Origin of the sequence: Cohnella cellulosilytica (genome assembly GCF_042431195.1) — a bacterium.
GTDB lineage: Bacteria > Bacillota > Bacilli > Paenibacillales > Paenibacillaceae > Cohnella > Cohnella cellulosilytica.
The window spans coordinates 105,113-119,308 of record NZ_JBHMDN010000013.1; the positions used below are offsets into that span (position 1 = coordinate 105,113).

Genomic DNA, 14,196 nt, shown 5'->3' on the forward strand with positions numbered 1-14,196 from the left:
GCGAGAGGCGGTCGATCTCCCGCAGCCGCAGCGGTTATAATAGAGAAGTAGAAAGAAAACGAGAATCGCAGGAAGCGCGGGGATAACATGATACGATCGCCGGAATCGGTGCTGCTCTATTCGAAAACCCGTCTCCCGGTCGCCAGGAAAAGTCTGGTCGAGCGGAGCAGACTTATAGAACGTCTGGAGCTGGCGGTCCAAGGCCGGCTCACCCTGGTCAGCGCTCCCGCCGGCTTCGGCAAAACGACGCTGCTCGGCCAGTGGCTCAGCCTGACCGAAAGGGACGCTTCCTGGGTGTCGCTCGAAGAGGCGGACAGCGACCCCGTCCGCTTCTGGCGGTATGCGGCCGAAGCGCTGTCTCCCCTGATCGAGACCGACGAACGCCAGGAATACGAACAGCTCGTCCGCACGTTTCCCGGCGTGTCGGCGAGCACCTTTCTCGACGCGTTCATGAATCGGCTGTGCAATTTAAGTCGTCCGGCCGTGCTCGTGCTCGACGATTATCACGCGATTACGGAGCCGCGGATTCACGACAGCCTTGCCTATTTTATCGAGCATAAACCGTTCGGACTCCACCTGGTGCTCTCCAGCCGCAGCGAGCTTCCCTTCCCCGTATCCCGCTGGATCGCGCGCGACGAGCTGACCGTCATTGACGCTTCCCAGCTGCTGTTCACGGCGGAGGAGGCGGAAGGCTTCTGCCGCGAAGCTTCGTCCTTCCTGGAGCCGCATCATGTCCGCAAGCTGCACGAGCGGACGGAGGGCTGGATCACGGGGCTGCAGCTGGCGTCGATCTCCCTGCGGGAAGCCGAGGATCGCGAAGCGTTCATCGACCGGTTCAAGGGGCATCACCGCCATGTGGCGGATTACTTGTTCCACGAGGTCGTCGCCGGGCTGCCGGAGGAGATGCGGCATTTCCTGTACGCCACGTCCGCGCTGCGGCGGCTGGACGCCAAATCGTGCGACGCTGTCACCGGGCGTGCGGACGGCAGGAGCATGCTGGAACGGCTCAAGTCGCGGAACCTGTTCCTCGTCCCGCTGGACGACTATGACGACTGGTTTCGCTACCATCGTCTGTTCGCGGATTTTCTGCGCAATCGCGTCAAGGAGTCCGATCCGAAGCTGTGGAGGAGCGCCAATCTGGCCGCGGCCGAAAGCCTCGCCGCAAGGGGTCTGCTCGACGAAGCGATCGACTGCGCCCTGGCGGGGGGAGATTACGACCTTGCGGAACGCTGTCTGGAACGCCATGCTCCGGACGTGCTTAAGCGCGGCGAATTTCCCACCCTGCTGAGGTGGTTCGACGGCTTCCCGCCGGAGACGAAGCTGTCTGCGGACATGGCGCTTCTGCGCGCCTTCCTGTATGTCGTAACCGGCCAGCGCGAGCTCGCCGGGCGATGTCTGGAGCAATTGGAGGCGTCGGCCCGTTCGCCGGACGCCGGGGAAGACCGTCAGCGGCTGCGGAGCGGCCTGCTGTTCGTCAGATCGAACCTGCTGTTCACGTTCGGGGAATTCGAGCAGTGGTTTGCCTTCTCGGACGGAATTCTGGACGAGTTTCTGCCGCGCAATCCGCTGTTCTTCAACTTCAACTACAATCTGACGGAGCCGCTTGCCCGGCGGACCGCCTTCGGCCTGAAGGGAGTGCTCTCCGCGCAGACGGAGCAGATCGGGCGGCTGTTCGCCGGCGCGCTCGAACGGCACGGCTGGGGAGAATCGCTGATCAACCTGTACGTGCTGCAGGCGTTGGCGGAAGGGTTCTACGAATGGGATCGCTTCGAGGAAAGCGCCGAGCTTCTGGAGAGAATCGAACGGGCCGCGCATCGCAGCTTTGTGCCGGGGCTGTTCGTGCCGTGCCGGATCACGCAGACGAACCTGTATTGGTTTTCCGGGCAGCGCGAGCTCGCCCACGAGACGCTGGACGAAGCGGAGGCTCGCGTCGCCGGGCCGGGCAACGAGATTTGGAGCGGCTTCCTGGCCTCGGCCAAGGCGCGCCTCCACCTGATGGAAGGCTCGACGAATCTGGCGAAGAAGGAGGTCGCCAAGCTGCGGATCGAAGCCAAGGACAGACCTTCCTACCATCGCGAATACGATTATTTGACGTTATGCCGGCTGCTGTCGGCGCAGCGCAAGGAAGCCGAGGCGCTCCGTCTGCTGCAGCGGATGAAGCCGCAGGCGGCCCGCGAGGGGAGCTTGGCGGGACTGACGGAAATCGGGCTCCTGCAGGCGGAGCTTCTGGATCGAACGGGACAGCGTGCGGAAGCGATGAAGACCCTGCGCGAAGCGATCGCGATCGGGGAAGCCAACGGATATGTTAGAACTTTCCTGGAAGGGGGAGTTCGGACGGAGAAGCTGCTGCGCAAATATTTGGCCAGTCTGGACCAGGAGAATCCCGGCTCCGGGATTGCGGGATCGCGGACGTACGTGAGCGGACTGCTCGCCCGGTTCCCGGACGACGCGCGGGAGGAGGTCGCGGCGGCGCAGGGCGGCCTGATCGAGCCGCTGACGCGCGCGGAAATCCGCCTGCTCGACCTGATTCGGCTCGGGGAGTCCAACAAGCGGATCGCCGAGATCCTGTCCCTGTCGGAGGGCTCCGTCAAGGTGTATTCCTCCCGCATTTACGGCAAGCTCGGCGTCTCCTCGCGCACGCAGGCCGTCATCGCCGCGCAGAGGCTCGGCCTGCTGCGGGAGGATTAAGCTTCACAGCACGTACAGCAATATGGCGAAGAAGTGGAACACGGAGCCGGCGACGACGAACAGATGCCAGACGGCATGATGGTACGGAAATCCGCGCCACACGTAGAACACGGAACCGATCGTGTACAGCAGCCCTCCGACGATCAGCAGGTTCAGCCCTTCGGGAACGAGCAGCGCGTTCAACGGCCTCCACGCAAAGACGATCAGCCAGCCCATCAGGACGTAAAACAGCGTGGACAGCACCAGAAACTTTTTCGTGAAAAACGCCTTGAATACGACGCCGGCGACCGCCAGCCCCCACACGACGCCAAACAGGGTCCAGCCGAGCGGGCTGCGCAGGGTGACGAGCAAAATCGGCGTATAGGTCCCGGCAATGAACAGATAGATGCACGAATGATCGAACGTCTCGAACAAATCTTTGACCTTGCCTTCGGGAAAAGAGTGCACAAGCGTCGAAGCCGTGTACAGCAGCAGCATCGTCACGCCGTAGATCGTGAAGCTGACGACGTGCCAAGCGGTGCCTTCCCGGCTCGCGAATACGATCAGCAGCACGAGCCCGGCGATGCTGAGCAGCGTTCCGATGCCGTGCGTGATCGCGTTCGCGATCTCTTCCCTTTTCGTATAGACGTGAGTATTCGCCATCGGCGGCCCCTCCTTTCTAGAGCCCGTTACCGGATCGGAAACCGGTAAAAGGCGAGCGGCGGCATATACGTCACGCTGTCAACCGGGTAATAGACGGCCGGGTTTTTCTCGTATCCGCCGTGAAGATACGCCTGCCCCCGAAGAGGCCGCTTCAGCCCGATGCGGACGACGCTGCCGCCGGCGATCGACCAATTTTCAATCTCCGCCCGGCCGAGCTCGTCCTCAATCGTAAACACCGGCTGATTCGGTCCGATCGAGATCAAATGGCCGCCGACGTGTTCGTACACGGCCTCGACGAAGGGAGCTTCCGTGGCGGAGCCGGCGTCGTAGCGCGCATCCGCGATTTCCGGAGCCCGGTAATGGACGTTCCGCCCGTAAACCGTGGCAAGCACGGCCCGAGCCATGCGCTCCCCGATCAGCAGATTGCCGGCCGGACTGTTGTGAATCTCGTCGGACAGCGGGCAATCGACGGCCGGAACGACCGTTACGTTCGGGATGACGCGGGCGGCATTACGCTGATGCTCGCGCACGAGTCCCCATGCACGGTTGTCGTCCTCCGTCGCGTCCTTCGTATGGCGATTCAACTGCACGGTGGCGAATGGAAGCTCCGGATCGCCCAGGTCGGCCCGCCACCGCTCGACCGTCTGCCGGAAGCGTTCCTCATAAGTCTCGCAATCTCCCGGACCGCAGTCGCTGCACCCCTGGTACCAGACGACGCCCCTCGCGGAGCCGCCCGCGGCGCGCAAGACGGCGAGCATATTGCGGTACAGCGTTCCGTCCTCCCCGGGATTCCACGCCTTCAGCGGCGAGCCGCCGAGCGCCGTCTGCACGAGGCCGATCGGATAGCCGGTCTCTTTCTTCAGCAGCTTGGCAAAAGCGAGGAAAGGCGAATGCCCCGGATTCGCCGTCTCGCGGTTTTCTATATGAAGCGTGTTCGTAGATTCGTTAAAAGGGTGAGTGGCGAGGTCCCATCGGCCGCTGTTGCGCAGCAGGTGGATGCCGAGCTCCGGCGGATCGTTGACCGGTCCTTTGCCGTAGCCGGCCGCGTTGCTCTGCCCCGCGATAATCCACAGATCGCCTACGCCGACGTGGTGGATCATATCTCCGCGGACGGCCCATTCCATCGCGGGATTGCCGTCGATCTGCAGGCAGGTCTCGATCCGGTACAGGCCGCCTGCCGGAACGTCGTTCAAGACAGCCCTCCAGCCCCGCTCCTCCGTCATCTCGGCCTTCGTCCAACCGACGACCGTCTCCCCGCTCTCCTCGCGAACGGCCCGGACGTATGCTTGCGCTTCGCGCGCCGGCTCGTCCATGCGCCATTTTCCGGACAATTCGAGGGCTGCCGCGCCGCCGCGCTGCTGCACGATCGCCCAATCCTGCGGCCCCTGCTCCACGATGACTCCGATTTGCTGATTTTCCATCACGATTCGCCTCGCTGACATAAGTTTACAAACAGTTTCTTGACCAGATACAAAAAGCTAAACGCCCTGGGTCTGCCAACGGCCGACACCCGTTACTCCTCGTCCTTGTCCGCCGGATAGACGAGCCCCGTCTGCCTGCGGGCTTCGTCCATCAGCTCCATCACCTGGAGCGAGTTGTCGTAAGAGTTGACATCCGATTCCAGCTTCCCGCTCGCGATCAGGTCGGCGAACTCCCGCACCTCGTAGTACATGGCGTTGTCTTCCTGGGGCTGCGTCAGCTCCTCGACCGAGCCGTCGCGGTAACGGATATGCGCCTGGTCGGGGCGGCTGATTTTGTCAAACACGATCGTTCCGTTCTCTCCCTGAATCTCGGCGGAGGAATATGAGTCGACGATCTTCGAATAGTGCACGACCGCGTCCATGCCTTCGTAGCCGAGCAGCAGGCTGCCCGCCCCGTCCGCCCCCGAAGCCAGCTTAAACGCGCTCGCCTGGATCCGCTCCGGCGCTCCGAACAGCACGACAAGCGGATAGAGGCAGTAGACGCCGAGATCCATCAGCGAGCCGTTCGACAAGGCCGGATTAAACGCGTTCGGCAGCTCTCCCCGCTTGTACAGATCGTAGCGCGAGGAGTATTGGCAGTAGCTGCCGAAATACCGGCGCACCGTTCCGATCTTGTGCAGGTTGTCCCTCACCGCGCGGAACGTCGGCGTGAACGTCGACTTCATCGCCTCCATCAGCAGCACGCCGCCGGCCATCGCCGCCTCGATCATCCGCCGCGCCTCGCGCGCGTTGGAGGCCAGCGGCTTCTCGCACAGCACATGCTTGCCCTTGCCCAGGAACAGAATCGCCTGATCGGCATGGGTTGCGTTCGGAGTCGCGATATAGACGGCGTCGAACTCCCCGGCCGCCGCGAACCGCTCCAGATCCGTATAGACGTTCGGGATGCCGTGCTTGTCCGCGAACGCGCGTCCCTTGTCCTCCGTTCGAGAGTATACCGCGGTCAGCGCGATATCCTCGTTCCTCTTCGCCGCGTCGATGAAATCGTCCGTAATCCAGTTCGTTCCGATGATGCCGAATTTAAGCATAGTCAATCTTCCCTTTCTCCGCTCCATGGGTTCGTCTCTTCGATCGTATCCTCGGTTCTAGAAGTTGAACAAATCCAGCTGCTCCGGCTCACGCGCGACCGGCAGCTCGTATACGGGCTGCCCCAGCAAACGCATCAGCTGCTTGGCATTGCCGGCCGCATGCCCCCCGGAGTTGTTGTTGAACACGACGCCGACCGACCGGTTGCTCTCCGCCAGTCCTCGCACAATCGCCGCCCATTCCGCCAATTCGCTCTCGTTGTAATCGTACAAATACCGGACCGCCCGCCAGTCGGCGTTGCCGTTCTGGTTCCAGCCCCCGGCGTTCCTGCCGTGCAGACGGACAAGCGTCCAATCCGCGCGGGTCGCCTCGGGGACCGTCGGAATCGAGCCGACGCCCGCCTGCGGCTCGTCGCACACGCTGTGAATCCAGCCTTCGTCCCGCATGAAGGCAAGCGTCCGCTCCCTCATCTCCGGCACGAACCAGCTCTGATGCCTGAACTCAAGCGCGCAGGGGAAATCCTCCATCCGCTTCTTCGTCTCGCGCAGCAGGCGGACGTTCTCCTTCGTGCAATCGAACCAGGGAGGATACTGGAACAGCGCGGCCGTCAGCTTGCCGGCTTCCCGCAGCGGCGTCAGGCTGTCCCGGAACGCGCCGTACATGTCGTCGTCGTTCTCGTAATAGGGCTTGCCTCTCAGATGGCCCGTTATGCCTTGATAGGCTTTGACGACAAAGCCGAAGCCCTGCGGAGTTTCCTCCGCGTAACGCGCCATCCGATCCGGAGGCTGCACCGCGTAGAAGGCGCTGTCCATCTCCACAAGGGCAAAATGCCGCGCGTAAACTTTCAATTTATCCTTCGCCGCCGTTCCGGGAGGGTACAGCGGATCGTGATCCCCCCATCCGGTCAGGCCTATGACAATCATTGCGCATCTCCCCTCCCGACTCTCTCGCTTCGTCCCTATGCTTGCCCGGAAGACAGCGGCCTTTCCTGCTCTGATTATACATCATCCCGTCTCCCGTTTTCTCCCCTATGCAAGCACCGGCATTACGGTTTTTCAATCTCCATCGTTGTCTTCCCGCTCGAGCGCCTTTACGGAAGGCCCGCCTTGAGCATGGCATTCGTCATCGGAGAGAGGAAGGGACAAAGCCGGCTCGCAAAAAAAACACACCGGCAACGCAGCAAGGCGTTCGGTGTGCTGGTCCCTTCCTCTCCGTTCGGCAGCACGCAAATGTTCGCCGGAGATGGGACGTGCATCAAGTGACTTCTCTTGCATCGTTGTCCGGCAGCCCGGGGAACGGCGCGTGCGGCTCCGCCTGGTACCAGAACGCGGTGGACGAGATATCGCTCTGCTGCGGCAAATACCGTCTGCCGGAGCGCCAGCCGATATCCTGGACAGTCACGCGAAGATTGTGCTCGAAGCGGATAGGATCCATCACGTGCCAGCGGTACATGCCGAAGCGCGGCTGGCTGAGATATAGCCCGTCCGGTTTGATCGCCTGATGCATGCCGAGGAACGGCGTCGAATATGTGCCGTACTGCCCGGCCGGATGCTCCCAGTTAAAGGCGCCGCCGAAATAGTCCTCGGTTCCTGTACCGCAGATGGTCGGATACTCCTCGTCTCCATCCAGGTAGAACTTGACCTCCCCCTCGCCCCACCATCCGTTATTGTTCACCTGCCAGGCCAAGTAAACGCCGACGTATTGCCCCTTGCCCCGGATGCCGTCAACGATCGTATGCACATCCTTGTATCCCACCGGATTGCTCCGCCGCCACTGCGCGTGAAAATAGGCCGCGTCTTCCGGCACCTCCGTATGCGTATAGTCGATTTGATAGTATACCAGCGCTTTTTCAGACGAAGTATTCTCCATCGTGACGAGGGCGGAATGGCGGAACGGCATTTGCCAATAGCTATTCATGCCGCCGGCAGGATTTACCGCTACGGGCAGTGAATTTACATTGCATTTATCCTGCCATCCATTGCAGAAGAAGTCTCCGACCGGCGCTTCCACCGAAGGCTGTTCTTCTCCGTCCCAGTAAATTCGGAAAATCAAGTGTCGCCAAATAGCCGGATAGCAGGTCAGCCAAATATGCTGGATCGCGCCCGCTTCATGAATCTCGCCCAGGGTGAACGTCTCGCCGGGCTGAATCTCGACCGAAGGCGATACCTTCCATCCCACTCCCAAGTCCTGCGCGCAACTCGCGCCGGTTCCCGTTACCGCCTTGCCGCCTTCTCCCTTGGCCCCGGAGAAATTCTCGGGGCTGATCGACCGTGTCCTAGCACCGGATAATCTCATCAAGTTTCCGAGTCCCATATTCAAACCGTTAAATGGATGCATGGCCCAAAGTCTCCTTGTTTCATCTGTATTCGTCATTTTGACGCGATCGGTATCCTGCACTGAATCTGCTCCGCTTCAGCCCTTAACGGCTCCTGTAGAGATGCCTTCGATAATGAATCGTTGCATGATGAGGTAGAGGACCAGCAGCGGAGCCACTCCCAGCACCATCATCGGGAAAAAGCTCGTCCACTCCGTCTGGAATTCCCCGACATTGCGATAGACCTCGAGCAGAATGACGCCTTTCGCCCGCGATTGCAAGAGCAGCAAAGGAATAAAGAAATCGTTCCATACGCTTAACGAATCCAGTACCGTCAAGGTGGCAATGACGGGCTTCAACAGCGGGAACGTTATCCTCCAATACGTCTTCCACACGCCGGCCCCGTCGATATAGGCGGACTCCTCCAATTGAATCGGCACGCCGTTCACAAAATTTTTAATGAGAAACACGTTAAAAGGAACGGCTATGGCAATTTCTACGAGGATAACGCCCCACAGCGAATCGATAAGGTGGAAATCCTTCAGCACACGAAACAATTGAATCGTGGCGACTTGATAGGGCATAATGACCCCGACCAATATCGTGACGAATAGCAGCTGGTACGCCTTGCCTGACCGTCTGGCGAAAGCATATGCAGCCATAGAGGACAGAAAAATGACGCCTCCGACCGAAGTAACGGCAATAATCAGATTGTTCTTGAATACATTCGGATAATTCATGACTTTCCAGGCATTCACATAACCGCTAAAATCGATTTGCTTGGGCAAGCCCAAAGGACTGGCCAACACCTCATTCGGCGTGCGAAAAGTCGTATTCAGCAAATAATAGATAGGCAGCAAGCATATTGCGGCGACGATAATCAAAATGATTTCTAAAACAAGGTCATGCTTGGATCGTACGGACATTCGCTTCCGCCAGTTCACTCTTAATCCGAGAGGCGCATTCTTATTCAAAATAGTTTGTCCTCCCATCTCTTCAATACTCGCAGTTGAAAGAAGACGATCACCATAATCAAGAGCGAAAACACGACGGCAAACGCTGAACCGTAGCCATATTGCGCTTGCGTAATCCCTTTTGAAATCAGGGTCATGACAATCGTTTCCGTAGAATGCCCCGGGCCCCCGTTTGTCATAACAAAGATCACGTCGAACACCTTCAGACCGCCGATCATGCTCATGATCGTATTGAACGTAATCGAAGGAATCAGCATGGGCAGCGTAATGTGCCAAAATTTCTGCCATCCATTCGCGCCGTCTATCCCCGAGGATTCGTACAGTTCCCTTGATATCCCCTGCAGATTGGCTAAATAAATAACCATGGCGTACCCGGTCCATTGCCATACTTGGGTGAAAATAATAGAATATAACGCCAATTTGGGGTCGCCTAGCCAGTTCACTTTATTCATTCCGAATTCAGCCAGCATTTGATTCAGAAATCCATGATCCGTTGCGGACATGAGGTAGCCCCACAAATAGCCGACAACCATAGGGCTTAACACGGCGGGCGCGAAAAATACGGTGCGCAGCAAATTGCGCGTTTTCAACCGACGATTCAGAAGCACTGCGAGCGGTAACGCCAACAGGTTCTGAAGGATCGTCATCGCCAGCGCATAGATGACCGAATTTTTGATTCCGATCGATACCTCGTCGTCTTTCAGCAGGTCGATATAATTTTGCAAGCCGACAAACTGGATCGTCTTCCGATAACCTGTCCAGTCGGTGAAGCTATACAGAAAGGTCGAGAGCATCGGATACAAATAAAAAATCAAATATGCGGTTAGCGCAGGCAAAATAAATGCGAGAAATACAAGCTCTTTACGCCATCGCGTCCGTTGCAAATGTGCTCACCTCAATAATTCGGGCAGTTGCCTCCCGATGCCAAAATGGAAGGGATGTGGTCAAGTGAATAACCACATCCTCTTATCTCTGCAAATTCGCTGCATAAGGTCCAGCTCGGAACTATTGCGCCTGCTTGATCAATTGCTCGGCTTTTTTGTCGGCTCCTTGCAGCACTTCCTCAATCGTTTTGCCTCCTGCAAGATGATCTTGCAGCAGTTTCCCCACCTCTGTAATAAAGGTGTTGCCGCTTAACGGGCCCCAGTTCGGCCAGGGAGCATATACACGCCCTTGTGTGAACGCTTCCTCAACGCCCTTGTAAGGGTCCGGCAATTCAGGATCGTCGAATCCTTTCAGGAACGACGGACCGAAGTATGTCTTCATCAGCGCTTTTTGCGCTTCCGGCGTCGCCATCAGGTTCAATACTTGCAGGGCTTCTTCTTTGTGCTTGCTGTTCTCGTTGACTGTCCACGGCACTCCCGGTCCGCCGATCAGATAACCGACAGCGGAGGTTTTTCCCGGCAACGGAAACATGCCGAGCTCTAAATCCGGATTTTTCTTCATCATCATTTCATAAGACCAAGGTCCGGATTCCCACATGGCGGCTTTGCCGGAAGCGAACTCGTCCAGCGCCTGATCATAGGTAATTCCAAGCATCTCCGGGGTAATATTCTGCCGCTGAATCATTTCATCCCAAATTTTGAAGGCCTCCGTCAATTCGGAAAATTTCCGCTTGCCCGTCTGGAGGTCGTTATCGAAGCTGCCGTTCTCCGGCTTATCGTAGAATTCATTGAACGCCATCGACATCGCTTGCTTCATCATGGGTTCCCAGGATTGGGCGCCCATTGCTTGCGGCTTTATGCCGTTCTGCTTCAATTTGTCATGAATCGCAAGCCATTCGTCGAAGGTTTTCGGCGATTCTAACTGATTCTGTTCGAAGATTGCCTTGTTGTACCAGACCCCTTCAAACCATCCTGTCGTCGGAATCCCGAAAACTTTTCCGTCCACGGTGTTTTCCTTAAGTCCGGTTTCGTAAAATTGCGAGACGAACGGCTGATCGCTGAGGTCCATCAAATAGCCGTTATTGACCCATTTGGGATCAAAGCCTTCGATAATATCCGGACCTGCGCCGGATATCAGTTGTGTCGTTACGACATCTGTAAACGTGTTATTGTCAATAAAATTATAATCCACAGCAATATGGGGAAGCTTCTCTTTAATCAGATCGAGAAATTCTTTTCTATTCTCTTCCCGGTTAATCGTTGCGATTCGAATCGTAACCTTCTTGTCCGGTGACGCCGAGGTTTGCCCGGTCACGTCGTTATCCTCCGGCGCGCCGCCGCTGTCCGCGCCGCAAGCCGCCAGCATGACGGATAACGTGAAAATCATGAGTAATGCGGTGATAGAATACTTTTTCATGTCGCCCCTCCTAAGTAGATGCAGCGCATACATACACGCTTTAGTGCTAATCTTAATCAACGGGCTCCCGGTCTTGAAGCAAGGATATTACGGATTTTCTAATCAGATATTACGATTCTCCCTTTTCCTTGACGCTGTTTTGGTATTCCTGCGGCAGCATGCCGGTTGCTTTTTTGAACATTTTGGTAAAATAGCTGGGGTTTTCATAGCCGATTCGTGCTGAAATTTCATAATTTTTCATGCGGGAGCTTGACAGCAATTTTTTGGCATGTTCTATTCGTACCAACGTTACATAGTCCCATAAGTTGATTCCCGTCTCCCTTTTAAAGAGCGAGCTCAAGTAATTTTTGCTCATCAACACGTGATTGCTGATGGCATCCAAAGAAATTTGCCGGTTAAAGTTGTCGTGAATGTAAGCCTTGGCATTCCTGACAAGTTCATTGCTGTTATCGTGAGAGATGCCGCCGGACGTCTCGACTTTCTGACTGCCGAGCACGCTGTGTTTAATTAATTCCTCCAGCTCAAGCTCGTCAATCGGCTTGACCAAATACCCGATCGCGCCGCAGCGGATGGCTTCCTGAGCATATTGAAATTCCCCGTACGCGCTTAAAATGATTACTTTGATGTGCGGATGTGACCGGGAAAGTCTTCGAATGAGTTCAATTCCGTCCATGTGCGGCATCAGAATATCCGTGAGCACCAGATCCGGGTTTTCGCGCTCGATCAATTCCATCGCATCCAGCCCGTTTGCAGCTTTGCCTGCGATTTCAATCCCCAGCTTTCTCCAGTCGATAACGAGCTCGAGCATCTCCAACGTCAAAATTTCGTCGTCGGCAAATATCGCCTTGATCATGTCGCACCTCTCAATCTGGGGATCAGAATACTCACGCACAGGCCGGATTCCAGCCCGGCGCGGATCGTGACGCCGTACGGAGCGCCGTATCGATTGTGAATGCGTTGATGAACGTTGCGCAATCCGACGCCGCCCTTATACCCGTCTTCGTGATCGACAGATGACAGCTTGTCCGTCAATTGAATCCACTCATTCTGAGTCATACCTTTTCCGTTATCGACAATTTCAATGCGAATATCCGCACCGTCCTCACGAACGTTAATGCGGATCAAACCTTCCTCCATCTGTGGAAACGCGTGAACAATCGCATTCTCCACTATCGGCTGCAAAATCAGTTTGGGCGTCAGCTCCGCCCGAAGCTCGTCCGGTATTGCGAATTCATACTTAAACTTGCCGGGATAACGGTAATTCTGAATCGATAAATAGTTGCTGATGTGCTCGACTTCTTCCTGAATCGTTACTGCGTTCTGGGTGGAATTAATCGCATATCGCAGCATATTGCCGATCAGGGTCACCATTCTGCTAATTTCGTCCGTCTTTCGGGTTACCGCCAGAGCTTTAATCGATTGCAGCGTATTATACAAAAAATGCGGATTAATTTGGCTTAATAATATTTTCAATTCCATATCCTTGTTTTGCAGCTTATAGCGAAAATTATCCTCGGTAAGCGCTCTGATATTCAAAATCATAGAATCGATTCGCCGCGTCAGCTTCTCAATTTCAATCGTGCTGTTATCCTGCAGGACGACATCCGTTCGTCCACTCTCGATCATTTGCATCTTGTTCATCAGCCGCAGCAGCGGTTTGTTAATTCTCGCGGAGACCAGAATGGAGGTGAGAACGATTAAGACGATAACCGTAAGAATGGAAGCCAGCACAATATTGCGAATAATATACGTGTGTTCATAAATTTCGCTGTAGGGGATATAGGCGACGACCCGCCATTTGGATATCGTAAGCGTCGTATAGACCACCAAATACTTATCGGCTCCGGCACCGATTGCAAAGTGGCCTTTCTCTTGATTGAAATATTGCGAATGGTCAAGCTCCGCGCTCAAAACGTTCGGCATGTCTGTCGGTTTATAGACGGGCTTGTTGTCATGATCCTGAATGGTGATGAAACCCGTCTTCTCAATGCGGGTCTCGTTGCTGATGGATTCGATACCCTCGATATTTAAATTGCACAGCAGGTATACCTGGCGATCCAAGTCATAGATCGGAGCCATGACGGATACGACCTTGGCCTCATTATGGTTCCCGATCAGATAGTAATCCTGGGGATGTGCGCCTAAAAAAGCAACCTGGAATAAACGAGCTTCGATCTTCTTGAACCACGCCTGTTCAAAAAAAGGGTAGCCGCTATCGACCGTTGCTCCGGATTGATTCATAATATAGCCTTTGTCGTTAAGGATCAGAATATCTTTGACTTTGCTGTTAAATCGTAAAATATCCGTAAAAAAATCGTTGGCCTGCCTTTGATACCGGAGCTTTGCAACGCTGTCCGTTTCGTCTTGATGGTTAACGACATCTCGCAGCACCTGGCTGCCGGCGGCGATTTGAACCAGGTTGACCGCTTGGCCGAAATACGTATCGATGCTGCTCTGCTTCTCTTCAATGATCTTTTCCGTATATTGCAAAATCTGATCGAGCATCACATTCATGACCAGCCGGTAGATAGTTCCCCCCAGCAATCCGATAAATACGATGAAAATTGTGCAATAGTATAGCGTCATTCTGCCCTTTAGCGTTCGCAAGAAAAAGTTGCGGATGAGAACCCCTCTTTTCATTAAAACGGCGATTCCTGCTATTAATCCCCTTCATATTATATTCAACTTGACCAGACGTCAAAACATGCAGTCCGCAGCGCGAATCCCTCGGCGCGGATTGCCGTTCGACGATTGAAAGTATGTTACAATCCGA

Annotated in this window: 11 protein-coding genes; 1 reads left to right on the forward strand and 10 read right to left on the reverse strand. The window is 55.8% G+C overall.

Going from position 1 to position 14,196, the window contains the following annotated elements; all coding sequences use genetic code 11:
- The first annotated feature begins 87 nt into the window (after window positions 1–87).
- Window positions 88–2,688: a winged helix-turn-helix domain-containing protein gene (locus tag ACFFT4_RS10225; RefSeq protein WP_378047316.1), complete on the forward strand. Its 2,601-nt coding sequence runs from the start codon at window positions 88–90 to the stop codon at window positions 2,686–2,688.
- A 3-nt stretch (window positions 2,689–2,691) separates the two neighbouring features.
- On the opposite strand, the gene trhA is transcribed toward ACFFT4_RS10225, so the two are convergent.
- From trhA to ACFFT4_RS10275, 10 genes are all read right to left on the reverse strand, one after another.
- Window positions 2,692–3,330 carry a PAQR family membrane homeostasis protein TrhA gene (gene trhA / locus ACFFT4_RS10230; protein WP_378047317.1) on the reverse strand — a complete coding sequence of 213 codons (639 nt, stop codon included), beginning with the start codon at window positions 3,328–3,330 and terminating at the stop codon, window positions 2,692–2,694.
- A gap of 26 nt (window positions 3,331–3,356) precedes the next feature.
- Window positions 3,357–4,751, reverse strand: a complete 1,395-nt coding sequence (locus tag ACFFT4_RS10235) for a sialate O-acetylesterase (protein ID WP_378047319.1) — start codon at window positions 4,749–4,751, stop codon at window positions 3,357–3,359.
- 92 nt (window positions 4,752–4,843) lie between these two features.
- A complete protein-coding gene (locus ACFFT4_RS10240; RefSeq protein WP_378047542.1) occupies window positions 4,844–5,836 on the reverse strand; it encodes a Gfo/Idh/MocA family protein in 993 nt (330 codons plus the stop codon).
- A gap of 57 nt (window positions 5,837–5,893) precedes the next feature.
- Entirely contained in the window at window positions 5,894–6,757 is an 864-nt protein-coding gene (locus ACFFT4_RS10245; protein ID WP_378047320.1) for a DUF72 domain-containing protein, read from the reverse strand.
- A 331-nt stretch (window positions 6,758–7,088) separates the two neighbouring features.
- Entirely contained in the window at window positions 7,089–8,171 is a 1,083-nt protein-coding gene (locus ACFFT4_RS10250) for a glycoside hydrolase family 172 protein (protein WP_378047322.1), read from the reverse strand.
- 75 nt (window positions 8,172–8,246) lie between these two features.
- On the reverse strand, window positions 8,247–9,122 hold the full coding sequence (locus ACFFT4_RS10255; protein WP_378047324.1) for a carbohydrate ABC transporter permease: 876 nt from the start codon (window positions 9,120–9,122) through the stop codon (window positions 8,247–8,249).
- Window positions 9,119–10,006: a carbohydrate ABC transporter permease gene (locus ACFFT4_RS10260; protein ID WP_378047325.1), complete on the reverse strand. Its 888-nt coding sequence runs from the start codon at window positions 10,004–10,006 to the stop codon at window positions 9,119–9,121. Before ACFFT4_RS10260 ends, ACFFT4_RS10255 begins: the two co-directional genes overlap by 4 nt.
- Before the next feature lie 121 nt (window positions 10,007–10,127).
- Window positions 10,128–11,483, reverse strand: coding sequence for an ABC transporter substrate-binding protein (locus ACFFT4_RS10265; RefSeq protein ID WP_378047327.1), 1,356 nt, complete (start codon window positions 11,481–11,483; stop codon window positions 10,128–10,130).
- Window positions 11,484–11,532: 49 nt separating this feature from the next.
- The gene (locus ACFFT4_RS10270) at window positions 11,533–12,276 is read right to left on the reverse strand and encodes a response regulator transcription factor (RefSeq protein WP_378047329.1); all 744 of its coding nucleotides are present in this window, start codon (window positions 12,274–12,276) and stop codon (window positions 11,533–11,535) included.
- A complete protein-coding gene (locus ACFFT4_RS10275) occupies window positions 12,273–14,063 on the reverse strand; it encodes a sensor histidine kinase (protein WP_378047331.1) in 1,791 nt (596 codons plus the stop codon). The genes ACFFT4_RS10270 and ACFFT4_RS10275 overlap by 4 nt, the downstream gene beginning before the upstream one ends.
- Window positions 14,064–14,196: the final 133 nt, after the last annotated feature.

Excerpts from the sequence above, each read along its gene's own strand:
- ACFFT4_RS10225 (WP_378047316.1), top strand. The coding sequence starts at position 88 with ATGATACGATCGCCGGAATCGGTGCTGCTCTATTCGAAAACCCGTCTC.
- trhA (WP_378047317.1), bottom strand. The coding sequence starts at position 3,330 with ATGGCGAATACTCACGTCTATACGAAAAGGGAAGAGATCGCGAACGCG.
- ACFFT4_RS10235 (WP_378047319.1), bottom strand. The coding sequence starts at position 4,751 with ATGGAAAATCAGCAAATCGGAGTCATCGTGGAGCAGGGGCCGCAGGAT.
- ACFFT4_RS10240 (WP_378047542.1), bottom strand. The coding sequence starts at position 5,836 with ATGCTTAAATTCGGCATCATCGGAACGAACTGGATTACGGACGATTTC.
- ACFFT4_RS10245 (WP_378047320.1), bottom strand. The coding sequence starts at position 6,757 with ATGATTGTCATAGGCCTGACCGGATGGGGGGATCACGATCCGCTGTAC.
- ACFFT4_RS10250 (WP_378047322.1), bottom strand. The coding sequence starts at position 8,171 with ATGCATCCATTTAACGGTTTGAATATGGGACTCGGAAACTTGATGAGA.
- ACFFT4_RS10270 (WP_378047329.1), bottom strand. The coding sequence starts at position 12,276 with ATGATCAAGGCGATATTTGCCGACGACGAAATTTTGACGTTGGAGATG.
- ACFFT4_RS10275 (WP_378047331.1), bottom strand. The coding sequence starts at position 14,063 with ATGAAAAGAGGGGTTCTCATCCGCAACTTTTTCTTGCGAACGCTAAAG.